Annotated in this window: 19 protein-coding genes and 1 other annotated feature; all 19 genes read left to right on the top strand. The window is 50.6% G+C overall.

From position 1 onward, the window contains the following. The first annotated feature begins 6 nt into the window (after positions 1-6). A complete protein-coding gene (gene radC / locus NYE29_RS17030; RefSeq protein WP_076114065.1) occupies positions 7-696 on the top strand; it encodes a RadC family protein in 690 nt (229 codons plus the stop codon). A 40-nt stretch (positions 697-736) separates the two neighbouring features. After that, entirely contained in the window at positions 737-1,771 is a 1,035-nt protein-coding gene (locus NYE29_RS17035; protein ID WP_038595693.1) for a rod shape-determining protein, read from the top strand. A 60-nt stretch (positions 1,772-1,831) separates the two neighbouring features. Then, positions 1,832-2,710, top strand: a complete 879-nt coding sequence (gene mreC / locus NYE29_RS17040; protein ID WP_076114064.1) for a rod shape-determining protein MreC — start codon at positions 1,832-1,834, stop codon at positions 2,708-2,710. Further along, positions 2,710-3,240, top strand: a complete 531-nt coding sequence (mreD, locus tag NYE29_RS17045) for a rod shape-determining protein MreD (protein ID WP_076114063.1) — start codon at positions 2,710-2,712, stop codon at positions 3,238-3,240. Before mreC ends, mreD begins: the two co-directional genes overlap by 1 nt. Before the next feature lie 79 nt (positions 3,241-3,319). After that, a complete protein-coding gene (gene minC, locus NYE29_RS17050) occupies positions 3,320-3,979 on the top strand; it encodes a septum site-determining protein MinC (protein ID WP_076114062.1) in 660 nt (219 codons plus the stop codon). 5 nt (positions 3,980-3,984) lie between these two features. Continuing rightward, positions 3,985-4,779, top strand: coding sequence for a septum site-determining protein MinD (gene minD / locus NYE29_RS17055; RefSeq protein ID WP_076114061.1), 795 nt, complete (start codon positions 3,985-3,987; stop codon positions 4,777-4,779). 249 nt (positions 4,780-5,028) lie between these two features. Further along, complete coding sequence (locus NYE29_RS17060; protein ID WP_076114060.1) at positions 5,029-5,886, top strand: M23 family metallopeptidase; 858 nt, start codon at positions 5,029-5,031, stop codon at positions 5,884-5,886. Continuing rightward, positions 5,879-6,721 carry a M50 family metallopeptidase gene (locus NYE29_RS17065; protein WP_076114059.1) on the top strand — a complete coding sequence of 281 codons (843 nt, stop codon included), beginning with the start codon at positions 5,879-5,881 and terminating at the stop codon, positions 6,719-6,721. The genes NYE29_RS17060 and NYE29_RS17065 overlap by 8 nt, the downstream gene beginning before the upstream one ends. A 60-nt stretch (positions 6,722-6,781) precedes the next feature. Further along, on the top strand, positions 6,782-8,023 hold the full coding sequence (locus tag NYE29_RS17070) for an Rne/Rng family ribonuclease (RefSeq protein WP_076114058.1): 1,242 nt from the start codon (positions 6,782-6,784) through the stop codon (positions 8,021-8,023). A 110-nt stretch (positions 8,024-8,133) separates the two neighbouring features. Beyond that, positions 8,134-8,220, top strand: a sequence feature (ribosomal protein L21 leader region). Between the two features lie 14 nt (positions 8,221-8,234). Next, complete coding sequence (gene rplU, locus NYE29_RS17075) at positions 8,235-8,546, top strand: 50S ribosomal protein L21 (protein ID WP_036698983.1); 312 nt, start codon at positions 8,235-8,237, stop codon at positions 8,544-8,546. A gap of 12 nt (positions 8,547-8,558) precedes the next feature. Then, the gene (locus NYE29_RS17080) at positions 8,559-8,894 is read left to right on the top strand and encodes a ribosomal-processing cysteine protease Prp (protein ID WP_076114056.1); all 336 of its coding nucleotides are present in this window, start codon (positions 8,559-8,561) and stop codon (positions 8,892-8,894) included. An 18-nt stretch (positions 8,895-8,912) separates the two neighbouring features. Next, positions 8,913-9,224 carry a 50S ribosomal protein L27 gene (gene rpmA, locus NYE29_RS17085; RefSeq protein ID WP_020429282.1) on the top strand — a complete coding sequence of 104 codons (312 nt, stop codon included), beginning with the start codon at positions 8,913-8,915 and terminating at the stop codon, positions 9,222-9,224. Positions 9,225-9,618: 394 nt separating this feature from the next. Further along, a complete protein-coding gene (locus tag NYE29_RS17090; protein WP_038595671.1) occupies positions 9,619-10,359 on the top strand; it encodes a Spo0B domain-containing protein in 741 nt (246 codons plus the stop codon). Positions 10,360-10,374: 15 nt separating this feature from the next. Further along, positions 10,375-11,685, top strand: coding sequence for a GTPase ObgE (gene obgE / locus NYE29_RS17095; protein WP_340896866.1), 1,311 nt, complete (start codon positions 10,375-10,377; stop codon positions 11,683-11,685). Between the two features lie 296 nt (positions 11,686-11,981). Then, a complete protein-coding gene (locus NYE29_RS17100) occupies positions 11,982-12,419 on the top strand; it encodes an ACT domain-containing protein (RefSeq protein WP_340896867.1) in 438 nt (145 codons plus the stop codon). Positions 12,420-12,494: 75 nt separating this feature from the next. Beyond that, positions 12,495-13,781, top strand: coding sequence for a homoserine dehydrogenase (locus NYE29_RS17105; protein ID WP_340896868.1), 1,287 nt, complete (start codon positions 12,495-12,497; stop codon positions 13,779-13,781). Positions 13,782-13,843: 62 nt separating this feature from the next. Continuing rightward, the gene (gene thrB / locus NYE29_RS17110) at positions 13,844-14,824 is read left to right on the top strand and encodes a homoserine kinase (RefSeq protein WP_340896869.1); all 981 of its coding nucleotides are present in this window, start codon (positions 13,844-13,846) and stop codon (positions 14,822-14,824) included. After that, positions 14,821-15,708 carry a prephenate dehydratase gene (pheA, locus tag NYE29_RS17115; protein ID WP_340896870.1) on the top strand — a complete coding sequence of 296 codons (888 nt, stop codon included), beginning with the start codon at positions 14,821-14,823 and terminating at the stop codon, positions 15,706-15,708. The genes thrB and pheA overlap by 4 nt, the downstream gene beginning before the upstream one ends. Positions 15,709-15,712: 4 nt before the next feature. Continuing rightward, complete coding sequence (gene ilvE / locus NYE29_RS17120) at positions 15,713-16,594, top strand: branched-chain-amino-acid transaminase (RefSeq protein WP_038595656.1); 882 nt, start codon at positions 15,713-15,715, stop codon at positions 16,592-16,594. Positions 16,595-16,789: the final 195 nt, after the last annotated feature.

Consider the following 16,789-nt stretch of genomic DNA (forward strand, 5'->3'; position numbering starts at 1 on the left):
ATCGGGATGGAGTCGCAAACATTTATGCTGCGGGACCTCCCCCATGAAGAACGACCACGAGAGCGCATGATGCATTATGGGGCGGAATCATTAAGTCAAGCGGAGCTTCTGGCTATACTGCTGCGTACAGGCACACGCCGGGAATCAGCTATTCATATCGCCCAGCAATTGCTGGGACGGGCTGGTGGTCTCCGCGGACTGGCGGACCTGAGCATTGACGAACTGACGAATATTAAAGGCATCGGCCCTGCCAAGGCCGTGCAACTGAAAGCTGGCATAGAGCTGGGAAGACGGATGGCGAACTCCAGGCTTACCGAGCCGGTTACCATCCGCAGTCCGCAGGACGCGGCGGAGATTCTGACCGAGCAGCTGCGTTATTTGCAGAAGGAGCATTTTGTCTGTCTCTTTTTGAATACGAAGAATCACGTTATAGCGCAGGAGACATTGTCCATGGGCAGTCTCAACGCCTCTATTGTGCATCCCCGTGAGGTGTTTCGGGCAGCCATGAAATGCAGCAGCGCAGCCATTATATGCGCACATAATCATCCGAGCGGCGATCCTACGCCAAGTCCGGAGGATATCTCCCTGACATCCAGACTTCTTCAGGCAGGCGAGATTGTCGGAATTGACGTACTGGATCACCTGATTATCGGAGACAGCAGCTTTGTAAGTTTGAAAGAAAAAGGGTACATGTAATATAATTGTCCAGATTCACTGGGAAAAGGAGAATACAAGCATGTTAGGTGGTTTTACGAAAGATTTAGGGATTGACCTGGGGACAGCAAATACGCTCGTCTACGTACGCGGCAAGGGGATTGTGGTAAGAGAACCTTCCGTGGTGGCCATTAATACCGATACCAAGACAATTGAAGCTGTAGGCGAATCCGCCAAAAAAATGATCGGCCGTACACCGGGCAATATTCGTGCCATTCGTCCGATGAAGGACGGAGTTATTGCCGATTTCGAAACGACGGCAACCATGATCAAATATTTTATCCGTCAGGCCCAGAAGCAGCGTTCGATGTTCCAGCGCCACCCGAATGTAATGGTCTGCGTTCCGTCCGGCATCACTGCAGTTGAGCAGCGTGCCGTTGAGGATGCTACCAAGCAGGCGGGGGCCCGCGAAGCTTATATTATCGAAGAGCCGTTTGCCGCTGCTATTGGTGCGGATCTTCCGGTATGGGAGCCGACAGGCAGTATGGTCGTTGATATCGGCGGCGGTACTACCGAAGTGGCTGTCATCTCTCTGGGCGGAATCGTGACCAGCCGTTCAGTTCGCGTAGCCGGTGATGAGGCTGATGAGTCGATCATCCAGTACATCAAACGCCAATACAACCTGATGATCGGGGAGCGCACCTCGGAGCAGCTCAAGATGGACGTGGGTTCTGCCCTGCCGCTGGAGAAAGCCGAAACGATGGAAATCCGCGGCCGCGATCTGGTGACCGGACTGCCGAAGACACTCACGATTACTTCCGATGAAATTTGCGAAGCTTTGTCGGATACGGTCAATGCCATTGTCGAAGCAGTTAAAGTGACTCTGGAGAAATGTCCGCCGGAGCTTGCTGCCGATATTATGGATCGTGGTATTGTCCTTACGGGCGGAGGTGCGCTGCTGCGCAATTTGGACAAGCTGCTGGCACGTGAGACTGGAATGCCGGTGATTGTCGCCGATAACCCGCTGGACTGTGTAGCTATCGGAACAGGCAAAGCGCTTGAGAATATTCATCTCTTCAAGAGCCGCAGCGGATCGAGCCTGCGCTCCAAACGTTAGAATCCGACTTGGTTTGTTGCCTGTCAACCCCTGTTGTGGGAGAAATACGGTTGTTAGAGGGTGTTGAAATTGTTTAAGCTGTTTAACAATAAACGTCTATTCATATTGCTGATTACACTAGTCATGTTTATCGTAGTAATGGGGTTCAGCCTGGGGACAAGAAAGTCCTTGTCCTGGCCTGAGAATTTCCTCCGTGATACGACCGGTTTCGTGCAGAATCTGTTCTACAAGCCCGCTGGATATGTAGCGGGCTTGTTCCAAGATATCCGGGAGTTGAGTGAACTGGCCGAGGAAAATAAACGCCTGAAGATTCTAGCTGCCCAATATACGATAGATAAAGCGAATTACAATTTTATTAAGTCGCGTTATGAGGATCTTCAGGAGCAGCTTCATTTCACTAAAGCGCAGAAGGAATTATATAAATATACCTATACTAATGCCCAGGTTCTTAGCCTGACCACGGAACCCAGCAATAGCACGCTTGTGATCGACCTTGGCTCCAGTGATGGCATGAAGCCCAATATGTCTGTAATTTCCGTAGATGGGCTCGTAGGTGTTATCAGTAAGGTGAGCAATTTTACTTCTACAGTGAAGCTGATGACTATGATGGATGTGAATGATCCGAATTCCCAGCCGCCTATAGCGGCCACAGCCATCGGTAAAGAGGGTAAGACCTTCGGCATGATTGAAAGCTATGATCAGGAAACCGGAATGCTCAAGATGAACAAGATTCCGCAGGGCGACCCTATCGCTGTGAAGGATACTATCGTTACCTCCGGCATCGGGAGATTGTATCCACAAGGTTTGACGATAGGAACCGTAATGAGTGTTGAGGAAGGACAATTCGGATTAACTTCGACTGCAATCATCAAGCCCAGTGCCGAATTTCAGGACTGGAAACTGCTGATTGTTGTATCTCAGGAGGAGCGTGCCGAATAGTGAAGATGCGCAGGTCGGTTCTTATTCTCTTATTGTTTCTTCTGTTTATCTTGGAAGGCGCCATTCTGCCCTGGCTGCTTCCGGACGCCTGGCAGTTGCGGATTATTCCGAATCTTGTATTTATCGTGATCCTGTTCGTCACGGTATACCATCATCGTCATACTGCACTTATACTAGGATTATCTTTTGGCATGCTGCATGATGTCATTTATTACGGCAGAATTCTCGGTGCTCATTCCTTTGCCATGGGGTTGTCCGCCTATTTAATTGGTCTCATTTTTCAGATCCCGCGCGCACCGCTGCCGATGATGATGACTGTTGTCCTGCTTGGCAGTCTGCTTCAGGACAGCGTACTGTTCGCTATTTACAGCGTGTTTAATTTAAACCAGGAGCCTTATAATTGGGCGCTCCTGCATCATATGCTGCCTACCATGCTGTTTCATTTTGCTATGGCCCTGCTCCTCTACATTCCGCTGCGGCGTCAACTCGAGCTGCTGAAGAAGGAGACCCGTAAGGAGGAAACGGCGTGAAGCGGCCTGCATTTCTTTCGGCTGAAAGAAGGAATTTGCCCGGCCCGGCACGAATGATTCAGGATAGGGGGACAGGCATATGACAGTAAAATCCAAGCATGTGAGGATTAAGGGCATCAAGGACGGCCTGGTATTCCTGCTAGACGACAAGTGTCCCTTTGAAGATCTCTTAAGCGAGCTTCGCTATAAGCTGGAGCACAGCCATCAAAATATTCTGACTGGACCGATTGTGCATGTAGATATTAAGCTGGGCAGCCGAATTGTGACGGAGGATGACAAGGCAGCTGTGCTGGAGATTCTCAAAAGTCAGGGCAATTTGCTGATTCGTTCCATTGAAGCGTTCGAAGTGCCGGGCATTGAGGATACCGACGCATTGTTTCTGATGAGCGGCATGGTTCGTTCCGGCCAGGTGTTGCATCATCAAGGTAATTTGCTGTTGTTGGGCGATGTGAACCCGGGAGGAATAATTACATGCTCGGGTGATATTTATATCCTCGGTGCGCTCAGAGGTATGGCTCATGCTGGAGTAGACGGCAATCAGGAAGCAATTATTGCTGCTTCTCTGCTGTCTCCGACACAGCTGAGGATCGCCGACGTTATCAGCCGGCCTCCGGATGAATGGGGAACCCGGGAGAGCACCATGGAATTTGCTTATTTATCAAGCGGAGCGATGCAGATCGACAAAATTCATAATATAGTCAGATTACGTCAGGGTTTAAATGTGTTTAAAGGGGTGTAGCCTCCATGGGAGAAGCGATTGTCGTAACCTCGGGCAAAGGCGGAGTTGGCAAAACGACCACAACAGCCAATATTGGAACCGCACTTGCATTGCAGGGCAAAAAAGTATGTCTGGTTGATACCGATATTGGGCTGCGCAATTTGGATGTAGTCATGGGGCTGGAGAACCGGATCGTTTATGATCTGGTGGATGTGGCAGAAGGGCGCTGCCGGTTGAATCAGGCACTGGTCAAGGACAAGCGTTTTGATGAGCTGTACATGCTGCCTGCGGCTCAGACCAAAGACAAGACCTCCGTGACCCCGGAGCAGGTGAAGGATATTATTCTTGAACTCAAGAAGGAATATGAATATATTCTGATTGATTGTCCTGCCGGGATCGAGCATGGTTTCCGTAACGCCATTGCGGGTGCCGACAAGGCGATTGTAGTCACTACGCCAGAGCATGCGGCAGTGCGGGATGCAGACCGGATTATCGGTCTTCTGGAGCAGTCTCATGTGGAGTCGCCAAAGCTGGTCGTTAACCGTATTCGGCCTGGATTGGTGAAGTCGGGGGACATGCTGGACATTGAGGATATTCTTCAGGTACTGAACATCGATCTGATCGGAATTGTTCCGGATGATGAGCTGGTCATTAAAGCGGCGAACAGCGGGGAGCCAACGGTGATGAATCCCGACTCTTCTGCAGCGATAGCCTACCGTAATATTGCCCGGCGGATTCTGGGGGACGCAGTGCCTTTGATGCAGCTGGACCGCAAGCCGGGGGCTTTCAAGAAATTAAAGAAATTTTTCGGCATGGCTTGAACCTGCTGCAAGCAATCCTATAAAGTTATCCCTTAGATAAGAAACCCCGCCGGCAGAGAAATCTGCGGCGGGATTTTTTGTGATAAATAGGTTGCCGGAGGGTTATGGGCTGTAGCCGCAGATACCAATAAGTTTGGGCGCCAAAAGAAAGCTCGCCGCATTTCCATGTTCCGCTTGGCTAAGGCTTGTTCTAAAGCACCTTCCATACTTCATAAAATGGATATAAAACAAGCCCCCGGAGGGATCGAGATGGAACAGAAATCAGGCGTTAAAGGCCGCCGCAAAGAACGTATCCGCAACCTGCTGGAGGACAACCAGGATACCGTGGCAGTGCCGCCGCTTTTTGCTTTGCCCGAGAAGACAGCAAGCTTTAAGGAATGGGGAGCAGATCTTAAAAATGATCTGGCTCCATCAGCGGAGCCGGATCCCGAGGTCATGTGGAAGGAACGCCGCGGGGGCTGGGAGGACGAGGGAGGCGGCGGCAGATCACATTTTTCTGCCGGATTTATCCGGCGGACTGTCGCAAGCCTCCTTGTATTCGGAGCAGTATGGGGCATATTTTTTCTGCACCAGCCCTGGGCGCTGAAGGCGCAGGATTTTGTTTCGGATGCCCTTAATAAGGATATGGACTTCGCCGCGGCCCAGGTATGGTATGAGGAGCACTTTGACGGTGCGCCTTCGTTCATCCCGATCTTCGGGGACGAGGAACAGCCGGCTCAAAAAGTTACGGCTGCCCACGCCTTGAGCGCTCCACTCGAGGGCAGTATTGTCCGTCCATTTGCGGCTACACTGAAAGGTGTGGAAATTATGCCTGCGGAGGATTCAAAGGGCAGTATCACGGTGAAAAGTGTAGACACGGGACGGGTGTTATCCGTGAACAATGAGGCGCAGGGCGGCATTCGGGTTACTGTACGCCATACGGGCAGCGTAACGGCGGAATACGGTCATTTGAGCGGAACAAAGCTTGCGGTGGATGACTGGATACAGAGCGGTGACACTGTTGGCTGGATGCAGGAGACGAAGGACGCTGAAACAGGGCTGCTTTTTTTTGCAATTATGAAAGACAAGACTTATATTGATCCTGCCGAAGTGGTATCGTTTGATTAGGATATTTGGTATTGAACTGTCGCTGCATCCGCTCTTTGTGCTGATTTTGCTCTTTTCCGTGTTAACTGGACAGTTTCTGGAGCTGCTCACGCTCTTTACCATAGTGCTTATCCACGAATTGGGACATGTCTGCGCAGCTTTGCTCGCCGGGGTTACGGTCAGATCCGTTCAGTTGCTCCCCTTCGGCGGAGTGGCCGTGATTGAGGATCACGGGCGGCTTACGGCGAGCCGGGAGATTGGTATCGCGCTGGCTGGACCGCTGCAGAACGGAATCATGATCCTGCTGGCTGTTATGCTACAGCAGGCAAATGCCGGCAGTACTGCTTTTCTTGCTTATTTTATTCAGGCAAATGCGATTATCGCACTCTTCAATCTCCTGCCGGTTCTTCCCCTGGACGGGGGCAAGGTTCTTCAAGCTGCGCTAAGTATGTTTCTGCCGTATTATTATACTTTGCTGTGGGGCGGCAGAATAAGCATCGGAGCAAGTGTGCTTGTCATTGGCTACGCGCTGCTGCCGCTTGGGACAGGTGGCGGCCTCCGTCTGAATCTGCTGATGATCGGGGCGTTTCTGCTCTATTCCAATAGGACGGATCATCGGAATTTGCCCTACCGCTTCATGGCATTTCTGATGAACAGAGAGGCAATGTATGCGCGCCATTTGCGTTCCAATAGCGAAGCTCGTCCGATTGTTGCGGATTCCGCGAAACCTTTAGATGATATATTGCGTCTATTTAAACGTAATCAATATCATTTTATTTATGTGATGAACGATGATAGAAATATAGTAGCGGTTGTACCGGAGCAGCGCCTGATCTCTACTTATTTTGGAAAGTAGAACAGGGCTTCCGTGCGGCCGGTGGCGATGAATGATTGATTGAAACCCAGAGGTGAAGCCATGAAACAAATGATCGTTCACTGCACACAGCATGTTACCCGGATGGCTCTTCTGGAGAACGGGAGGCTGGTGGAATACGCGGCCGAACGCGACCAGCAGCAAGGTCTGGTCGGCAGTTATTACAAGGGCCGGGTTATGAATGTTTTGCCAGGCATGCAGGCTGCTTTTGTCGATATTGGACAGAAGAAGAATGCTTTTTTATATGTAGACGATGTGCTGCATCCCCATTTGGATAAGCAACCGGCGGTGAAGCCCTCCATTGAGACATTGCTACAGCCCGGCCAGGAGCTTGTCGTTCAGGTCCGCAAAGAGCCGCGGGGCGGCAAAGGAGCACGTGTGACCACCCACTATACACTGCCGGGACGCTGGATGGTATACATGCCTTTCGCAGAATACGTAGGAGTTTCCAAAAAAATCAGCCGGGAATCCGAACGGAGCCGGCTTAAAGCGATCGGTGAGCGGCTGCGCCGCAGTGAAGAGGGGCTGATCATGCGGACAGTCTCCGAGGATGAGCCGGCGGATGCCGTCGAAGGCGACCTGTCCTTTCTGCGTGCGCAGTGGGAGATGATTGTCCGCCGCGCCGAGGAGGCCGTAGCTCCGGCCCTGCTGCACTGCGATCTGAGCATCGTTCAGCGATTTATCAGAGACGCCTTCAATCCGCAGCTTGATGAGCTGATGATTGATTCGGCTCATGCGGTGAGGGAAGCGGAGGCATTCCTGGATGATATGGCTCCCGAAGGGTACAAGCCTGTTGGATTGTACCGGGGACAAGAGTCCATCTTTACCGCATATGGTGTGCAGGAGCAGCTGCATAAAAGCTTCAACCGGAAGATTATTCTGGAGGGCGGGGCAACGCTAATTTGGGACGAGACAGAAGCGCTGACCGTTATTGATGTCAATACAGCACAATACACCGGGAGTACCACGCTTGAGGAGACCGTAACGCGAACAAATCTGCTGGCCGCAGAGGAAATTGGCAGGCTTATCCGTCTACGCGATACCGGAGGCATCATCATTGTTGATTTTATTGATATGGAACGCGAGGAGCACCGCAGGCTAGTAACGGAACGGCTGGAGAGTGTGACGAGCCGGGACCGCACCAAGACGCATATTCTGGGCTGGACACATCTTGGTCTGCTGGAAATGACCCGTAAGAAGGCACGGCATGATTCGGCTAGCTTTGCCCCTGTGATCTGCCAATGCTGTGGAGGGACGGGGAAAGTTGGAGCCTGGCTGGAATAAGAATAATCAGCAAATCCAAACAGCTTCATTTATCCGCTTCTCTATACCATTGACTATCTGGATTAAGTATGATAATATCTTCAAGTATGTGTTTGATTGTTCTAATCCTGCACATGCTGTAACCGCTCCGATCGGGTACATAAGCGCAGATTTCTACGGGGATTTGCCACCTAGACTAGGCGAGTCTGAGACATGAGGAGGTGCAAGTACAATGTATGCAATTATCGAAACTGGCGGTAAGCAGTACAAAGTCCAAGAGGGCGATGTATTGTTCATTGAGAAGCTGGAAGCTGAAGACGGCGCAAGCGTAACGTTTGACCGTGTATTGGCTGTTTCTAACGAAGGTGGTCTGACTGCAGGAACTCCGCTGGTAAGCGGCGCGTCTGTAACAGCTAAAGTCGAGAAACATGGTAAGGGTCATAAGGTTGTAGTTTACAAATACAAACCTAAGAAGAACTACCACAAGAAACAAGGCCATCGTCAACCGTACACTAAAGTAACTATCGAGAAGATTCAAGCGTAAGAAGGTGCGTTAATGATTAACGTGCGGATTACACGGGCTTCAGCTCAAGGTACGATTGTCGGTTTTGCCGTTAAAGGGCATGCGGAATACGCGAAGAATGGCAGGGATATCGTCTGCGCCGGTGTTTCCACCGTCACGGTTGGAACGGTGAATTCGATTGAAAGTCTGACGGGCGTTGTTCTGGATACTTCGATGAAGGATGGTTTTCTAAGCGGAACTCTGGTTCCGGTAGATGATCCCGAAGTTTCCGCCAAGGTTCAGCTATTGCTGGAATCCATGGTGCTTATGCTCCAGGATATCGCTAAATCTTACAGGAAATATATTCAGATACAGGAAGTCATTATTTAAAGAAGGAGGTTGACCAACATGTTGAAATTGGATCTTCAATTATTCGCATCGAAAAAAGGTGTAGGTTCCACAAAAAACGGACGTGATTCCCACTCGAAACGTCTTGGCGTGAAACGTGCTGACGGTCAAGCAGTAACCGGCGGTAACATCCTGGTTCGTCAACGCGGAACTAAAATTCACCCAGGCACTAACGTAGGCATCGGTAAAGATGATACGCTCTTCGCATTGGTGGATGGCGTAGTGAAGTTCGAACGTTGGGGCCGCGATCGCAAAAAAGTGAGCGTGTACCCGGTTGATGTCGCTCCGGTAGCAGCGGCACTGGAAGCGTAAGCTTTCCGAACATTATTTGCATGTAGAAGCCTCCGGCATGAGTGCCGGGGGCTTTTTTGAAATATTAGAATTTATAAGCTTCACGCTATAAATTATCCTTCTATTTCTCGCTGAAGCGGATACCGTCCTTTTGAGGACGGCGAAGCCGGTTCCACTTGACAAAATGGGATTCATCTTTTTAGGGTCGCCACAAAGTATCTGCGTAAGCATCGAACCCAAGACCCCACTTTGTGGGGTTATTTTGCAGGGGAACGGGCGATATTTCATTCACTTGCTCTCTGAATGCTAATGATTGCCGTGAAGGCCTGTGTTATACTGGAAAATGGCATATGCTTCATCAATGTGAATATTGAATTAGACATGAATTTTGCGAACTGAGGGACGGGGAGAAAGAATGAAATCCTGGAAAAGTTTCGTCTGGGCAGTCATGTTATCCGTATTGCTTCCTTTAGGTCTCGTGTATTGGCATACCTCCCTTTTCACATGCCTGCTGCTTGGAATATGGGTAGCTGGGGTGCTTGCTTTCAGCTTTATTTACAACCGGCGTCATTTTGAAGAGGAACTGCGCATACAGGAGAAGACTCTGCAACAGGCGGCGAACCGGACACTGAATCATCATCGTCATGATTGGATGAATGATCTGCAGGTGCTTTACGGATATATCCAGTTGGGCAAGCCTGATAAATCCGTGCAATGTGTGGAAAGAATAAAGGAACGTATAGCGCTTGATAGCCGTATCGCCAAATTGGGAATCCCTTCGCTGGTGTTTTATTTGCAGTCTTTCCGCACATTCCGCAGCAATCTGGAGCTGGAAGTGCAGGTGGAGGAAGGCTTGCAGCTGGAGGACAAGCTAAGTCAGGAGAAAGGCGACGAGCTTACTTCGGTGATTATGCAGACGGTAAGGGCATACCAATACAGCGGACTTGTTCCGCAGGGCGATACCCAAAGACTCCGCCTAAGCTTTATACAGGATGGAGGAGACATTCTGATCTCTTTCGAAGGTGAGGGTGAGCATAGCAATCCCGAGCTGCTGCAGGGGCAAATTTATAATATAGTCCAAGGAAAAATTATGAAGGCGGAGCAGTTGGAGCAGGACAGAGCTCATGTGAAACTGCGTTTACCGCTGGAGATGTAAGGAAGGTGAACATGAATGTTCGTAGATAAGGCTAAGATTTATGTTAAAGGCGGCGACGGAGGCGATGGACTGGTAGCGTTCCGGCGTGAAAAGTATGTGCCGGAAGGCGGGCCTGCCGGCGGTGACGGCGGACGCGGCGGCGACGTTATTTTCCGGGTGGATGAAGGTTTGCGTACACTGATGGATTTTCGTTATCAGCGCCATTTTAAAGCAGAACGTGGTGTAAAAGGCCGCAACAAGAGTCAGCATGGTGCCAATGCCGAGCATATGATCGTGCGGATTCCTCCGGGAACTGTATTGATCGACGACGACACCCAGGAAGTGATCGCCGATATGACCCGTCACGGACAGCAGGTTGTTGTAGCGCGCGGCGGACGGGGCGGACGGGGGAATACCCGGTTTGCCACTGCTGCCAATACAGCGCCTGAGCTGGCTGAGAATGGGGAAGAAGGCCAGGAACGTTATGTAGTGATGGAACTGAAGGTAATGGCTGATGTAGGCTTGGTTGGATTCCCGAGTGTCGGGAAATCGACACTGCTGTCGGTAGTCTCCGCAGCTCAACCGAAGATCGGAGCCTACCACTTCACAACGATTACTCCGAACCTGGGTGTGGTGGATGTCGGCGACGGCCGGAGCTTTGTCATGGCGGATTTGCCCGGACTGATTGAAGGGGCCAGCGAAGGCATCGGCCTGGGACACGAGTTCCTGCGCCATGTCGAGCGCACACGCATTATTATCCACGTCGTGGATATGTCCGGTTCCGAGGGGCGAGATCCCTTTGAGGATTGGGTCATGATTAATGATGAGCTGAAGCAGTACAACGCAAGTCTGATTGACCGTCCGCAGATTGTCGCGGCGAACAAAATGGATATGCCTGAATCGGAGGAGAACCTCAGTTCTTTCCGTGAACGGGTAGCCGAGCTGCGTCCGGATCTGGAGATTATGCCGATCTCCTCACTTACACGCCAAGGGGTGCAGGAGCTGCTCTACCGCGCCACAGATATCCTTGACAGCATTCCGGTTGCTCCGGTGGTTGAAGAGGTGGCAGAAACCTCTGAACGCAAGGTATATAAGCTGGAGGCGGAAGAGGATAACTCCTTCACCATCACCCGCGACAACGATGCGTTTGTTGTTAACAGTCCGCGCATTGAGCGGATGATCAAGCGTATGCAGTTGAGTACGCATGATGCGATCCTGAAGCTGGCCCGTACCCTGCGCCACATGGGTGTAGATGCGGAACTGCGTAAGCGTGGGGCTGTAGAAGGCACGATTGTCCGCATTGCCGATTTCGAATTCGAGTTTGTAGAGAACAGCAGCTACTATTAATAGTGGTGCAGGCTGCACGTTACACGCTATAAAGCAGATAGAAGAAACGCCGACTACGTTTTTCCTGGCAAGGAGGACGGAGGCGGCGTTTTTTTATGTAATATTCTGTTTGGTTTAGGTTAATTGGCATACATTAAAGTGCTGAGAGACTGTCCGTTAGCTGCTTAGAGGACGTGGGGAGCTTCATTCTTGCAGTGTATTCATGACCCCCGTGTGAAAATGTGTTGCGTTATTCGGGTTGAATCCTATATAATGTCCACTAAGAAAACACAAAAGTCTTTGGGGTGAGGACGTTCGTGAAAGAACGCTATTATTTGGTCCGTGAGGACATATTGCCTGATGCTGTGCTGAAGACGATGCAGGTCAAACAGCTGCTTGAGGCGGGAGATGCCAAGACGGTGCACGAGGGTGTTGAGAGGGTTGGACTTAGCCGCAGCGCTTTTTATAAATATAAGGACGGCATACATCTGATTCATCAACTGGAGCGCGAACGCATTGTCACGATCTCCATTGATCTGGAGCATGAGTCCGGTATGCTGTCCAAGGTACTCGGCTGTGTGGCAGTTCACGGAGCCAACGTGCTGACGATCCACCAGAGTATTCCGCTCCAAGGGCGGGCCAATGTTGTGATCTCCGTGGAGATCTCGCATTTGAATGAAGAAATGGGCGACATGCTTGATGGTCTGAAGGAAATTTCTGGAGTGAAGCGCGCTTTTATTATCGGCCAGGGTTAAGATGTTTACGAAGCAGTTTTATCGCGATCATTATTCTGTGAAGTATAGCTTCATATAACTTTTAGGAGGATTCAAATGAAGCCGGTTAAAGTTGGTTTATTGGGGCTGGGAACAGTAGGTACGGGCGTGGTCCGTATCGTAGAAGGAAATCAGGAGGATCTGAGCAGTCAAGTGGGCTCCCCGATTCTCATTGAGCGCATTGCTGTGAAGAATACGGATAAACCCCGTGAAATCGAAGTAGATGCCTCCAAAGTGACTTCAGATCCATGGGAGGTTATCCGTGATCCTGAAATTGATGTCATCGTCGAAGTGATGGGCGGCATTGCCGGAACGAAGGAATATATCCTTGAAGCGCTGGAACGCGGCAAACATATTGTAACCGCCAATAAAGATTTGATGGCGCTGCACGGCTCGGAGATTCTGGCCAAAGCGCAGGAGAAGCAATGTGATGTGTTTTATGAGGCAAGTGTTGCCGGAGGAATTCCGATTATCCGCACGCTGATCGAAGGCTTTTCATCAGATAAGATTATTAAGATTATGGGGATAGTGAATGGAACAACCAATTACATACTGAGCAAAATGAGCCAGGAAGGCGCGTCCTACAATGATGTTCTTAAGGAAGCGCAAGGACTTGGATATGCTGAGTCTGACCCGACCTCCGACGTTGAAGGTCTCGATGCTGCACGCAAGATGGCGATCCTCGGCACGCTTGGCTTCCGTACAAATGTTGAACTCAGCGATGTCAGTGTGAGAGGCATCTCGGGAGTGAGTAAAGAGGATATCGCGTTTGCTAAACGTCTTGGTTATGAAATGAAGCTGCTGGGAATCGCGGAATGTGAAGACGAGGCGTTCAGTATCAGTGTTCAGCCGACAATGATCCGGGCCAGCCATCCGATCGCTTCCGTCAACGGTGTCTATAATGCGGTGTATGTATTCGGGCAAGCGGTAGGAGAGACTATGTTTTATGGTGCGGGAGCAGGTGCGATGCCTACAGCAACCTCTATCGTTGCCGATCTGGTGGCGGTTATCAAGAACCTGAAACTGGGCGTTAACGGTCTTAAGCAGATTGTCCCATATAAGCAAAAGAAGCTGAAGAGCGACGAGGACATCTTTTTCAAGAACTTTTTGCTGCTGCATGTAGATGATAAAGCGGGTGTACTGGCGAAGATCACCCAGGTGTTTGCCGAATACGATGTCAGCCTCGATTCCGTTGTGCAGCAAGCCAACCCAAATAATACTGATGCGGAGATCATAATTGTGACGCACAATGCAAGCAAGGCGAGTATGAATAAGGTAATGCGGCATTTGGAGCAGCTTGCGGTCATCCACCGGATCAAGAGCCATTATCGTGTGGAAGGCTGACAACGGAGTAAGTTCCAGATATCAGGAACCGCGTAAAAATAACGAAGGAGATTTCATCAGCCATGAGTATTTACGGAAGGTCTAGAGTTAAAGTCCCTGCCAGTACCGCCAATCTTGGACCGGGTTTTGATACACTGGGTATGGCCTTGTCGCTGTATGCCTGGATTGAGATGGAGGAAGCTGCGGAAACCGTTTTTCACCTACATGGTGATGAGATGAAGGGTGTGCCCCAGGACAAGAATAACTTGCTCTACCAGGTAGCCCAAATGGTTTTTGCGGAAGCTGGGGTTACCATCCCTGAGTTGTCGATTTCCATGTATTCCGAGATTCCGCTGACACGGGGGCTTGGCAGCAGCGCTTCAGCCATTATTGGCGGAATGGCAGCAGCTAATGCTATGATTGGTACACCGCTGGACAATGCCCGACTGTTTGATATGGCCACTGCACTGGAGAAGCATCCCGACAATGTTGGAGCGTCCCTGTTCGGGGGAATCATTACGGCTGTCTGGGATGGCGGGCATGCCGACTATATCCGTCTGGAGCCGCCACAGGATCTGGAAGTGCTTGTTGTGATCCCTGAATTTGAGCTGGCCACGGTCAAAGCGCGTGGGGTCATTCCCTCCGAAATCACGGTGGGCGATGCAGTGTTTAACATCAGCCGTACCTCATTGCTGACGGCGGCACTGGCCTCTGGCAGGCTTGATCTCATCAGCCGGGCCATGCAGGACCGGCTGCATCAGCCATACCGTGCGCCGCTGGTGCCGGGGATGGAGAAGCTGCTCGCCGAAGCCCCGCAGCATGGAGCGCTGGGAATTGCTCTTAGTGGCGCGGGCCCTACACTTCTTTGTCTGGTCGACCGGCGCGAGGGCAGGAAGCAGGAGCTTGAGCGATTTTTGAAAGAAACGATGCAGCAGCACGGGATCCCGGCTCGCACTCGCTGGCTGCCTCCATGTACTTCCGGGGTTACCACTGAGCTGCTTGAAAGAAACGGGATGCAAAAGCAATCATTTTTGGATATGATAAAAGGAGAAATACAGTCATGAAGTCAATAGCGGTATTGCCGCAGGGTACCGTCTCCCACGAAGCGCTGCTGCACTTGTTTGGTGCTGAGTCTGTAAAGCTTGAACATCATAAGCTGATTTCCGACGTTTTTCTCTCTACGGCAGGCGGTGCCACTGATTACAGTGTCATTCCCATTGAGAACACGATTGAAGGTTCGGTCAGTCTGCATATCGATTGGCTCATTAATGAAGTGAATCTTCCAATGCAGGCGGAGTGGATCTTTCCGTCGATACAGAATCTCATCTGCAACCCGCAGGAGTTCAAGGATGACAGCGGAAATAAGGATTATACTAAGATTGTAAAGATCCTTTCCCATTCTGTTGCCATGGCCCAATGCCTGCAGTTTATCCGTGAGCATGCCCCTTGGGCTGAGCTGGAGTCGGTCGGAAGCACTTCCGAAGCAGTGGAAATTGTAAAGAACAATCCGGGTAAAGGTTGGGCAGCAATCGGCACGGCACTCGGTGCCACAACGCATGGCCTGGAGATCCTTGACCGGAAAATCACAGACCACCATAATAATTACACAAGGTTTGTGCTTGTAGGCCCGCACAAGCTGAAGATTCCCCGCAAGAGTGTTGGAGACAAGACGAGTATTCTTGTAACCCTGCCGGAGGATTTTCCGGGAGCCTTACATCAGGTGCTGTCTGCATTTGCATGGCGGCGTCTGAATTTATCGCGTATTGAATCACGGCCTACGAAGAAGAAACTGGGTACTTATTATTTTTACATTGATGTGCTGGAACCGATAGAATCGGTCCTGCTCCCGGCGGCGATTGAGGAGATCAAAGCATTGGGCTGTCAGGTGCGGATTCTTGGCTCCTATCCCACATACACCTATGAGGAAGAGAAAGCGGAGGTGCAGTAAGTTCATGGCTGAGCAATGGATCTATCTGGATGGACAACACGTAACAAAGGAAAATGCAAAGGTATCCGTTTTTGATCATGGATTCTTATATGGAGACGGCATTTTCGAAGGCATTCGCATTTATAACGGCAACATCTTCAAATGCAAAGAGCATCTGGACAGGCTGTATGATTCGGCCAAGTCAATTATGCTGGACATTCCGCTGACTTACGATGAAATGCTGGAGGCTATGGCTGAGACGATTCGCTTGAACGATATGCGCAACGGCTATATCCGTCTGATCGTTTCGCGGGGGCCCGGAAATCTGGGGCTGGATCCACGGCGTTGCCCTAAGGCGAGTGTGATTATCATTGTGGAGCAGCTGGCTATCTATCCGGAGCAGGCTTACCTTAACGGTTTGCGGGCGGTTTCCGTATCACAGCGGCGCAATATCCCGGATGCACTGAATCCGAAGATCAAATCACTCAACTACCTCAATAACATCCTCGTCAAGATTCAGTCCAATCTCGCTGAGGCTGACGAAGCGATTATGATGAACGCTCAAGGGTACGTAACGGAAGGTTCGGGGGATAATATCTTCATCGTCAAAAGAGGTGTGGTGTACACGCCGCCTTGCTACCTTGGTGCACTTGAAGGAATTACCCGTCTGGCCATTATCGAACTCTGTGAGAAGCTGGGACTTCCGCTGAAGGAAGAGCCGTTCACCATGCATGATGTCTATATTGCCGACGAAGTCTTTTTCACCGGAACGGCAGCCGAGGTTATTGCAGCCCGCGAAATCGATGGACGGATTATCGGAGCAGGGCATGCCGGACCGATTACACTGCAATTGCTTGAAGAATTCCGTAATGCGGTGGATAAAGACGGCTACAAAGTCTGGGAATAGTGATTCAACTAAATTATTGATTTAACATAAGCAAATCCTTTCATGCCAGTCATGAAAGGATTTTTTTTGTTCACATGATGTCAATCGCCCATGGGCTGCATAAGATGTAGTAACGAAGGAGGCGGCTGTACCGCATTTTACGATGCTTGAGAGCAGAGCCGGGAAATCGGAATTGCCTAGAGCGGGGGTTGCAGC

It is taken from the genome of Paenibacillus sp. FSL M7-1046, assembly GCF_038007405.1.
Classification (GTDB): domain Bacteria; phylum Bacillota; class Bacilli; order Paenibacillales; family Paenibacillaceae; genus Paenibacillus_AQ.

Excerpts from the sequence above, each read along its gene's own strand:
- radC (WP_076114065.1), top strand. The coding sequence starts at position 7 with ATGGAGTCGCAAACATTTATGCTGCGGGACCTCCCCCATGAAGAACGA.
- NYE29_RS17035 (WP_038595693.1), top strand. The coding sequence starts at position 737 with ATGTTAGGTGGTTTTACGAAAGATTTAGGGATTGACCTGGGGACAGCA.
- minC (WP_076114062.1), top strand. The coding sequence starts at position 3,320 with ATGACAGTAAAATCCAAGCATGTGAGGATTAAGGGCATCAAGGACGGC.
- minD (WP_076114061.1), top strand. The coding sequence starts at position 3,985 with ATGGGAGAAGCGATTGTCGTAACCTCGGGCAAAGGCGGAGTTGGCAAA.
- NYE29_RS17060 (WP_076114060.1), top strand. The coding sequence starts at position 5,029 with ATGGAACAGAAATCAGGCGTTAAAGGCCGCCGCAAAGAACGTATCCGC.
- NYE29_RS17070 (WP_076114058.1), top strand. The coding sequence starts at position 6,782 with ATGAAACAAATGATCGTTCACTGCACACAGCATGTTACCCGGATGGCT.
- rplU (WP_036698983.1), top strand. The coding sequence starts at position 8,235 with ATGTATGCAATTATCGAAACTGGCGGTAAGCAGTACAAAGTCCAAGAG.
- NYE29_RS17080 (WP_076114056.1), top strand. The coding sequence starts at position 8,559 with ATGATTAACGTGCGGATTACACGGGCTTCAGCTCAAGGTACGATTGTC.
- rpmA (WP_020429282.1), top strand. The coding sequence starts at position 8,913 with ATGTTGAAATTGGATCTTCAATTATTCGCATCGAAAAAAGGTGTAGGT.
- NYE29_RS17090 (WP_038595671.1), top strand. The coding sequence starts at position 9,619 with ATGAAATCCTGGAAAAGTTTCGTCTGGGCAGTCATGTTATCCGTATTG.
- obgE (WP_340896866.1), top strand. The coding sequence starts at position 10,375 with ATGTTCGTAGATAAGGCTAAGATTTATGTTAAAGGCGGCGACGGAGGC.
- NYE29_RS17105 (WP_340896868.1), top strand. The coding sequence starts at position 12,495 with ATGAAGCCGGTTAAAGTTGGTTTATTGGGGCTGGGAACAGTAGGTACG.
- thrB (WP_340896869.1), top strand. The coding sequence starts at position 13,844 with ATGAGTATTTACGGAAGGTCTAGAGTTAAAGTCCCTGCCAGTACCGCC.
- pheA (WP_340896870.1), top strand. The coding sequence starts at position 14,821 with ATGAAGTCAATAGCGGTATTGCCGCAGGGTACCGTCTCCCACGAAGCG.
- ilvE (WP_038595656.1), top strand. The coding sequence starts at position 15,713 with ATGGCTGAGCAATGGATCTATCTGGATGGACAACACGTAACAAAGGAA.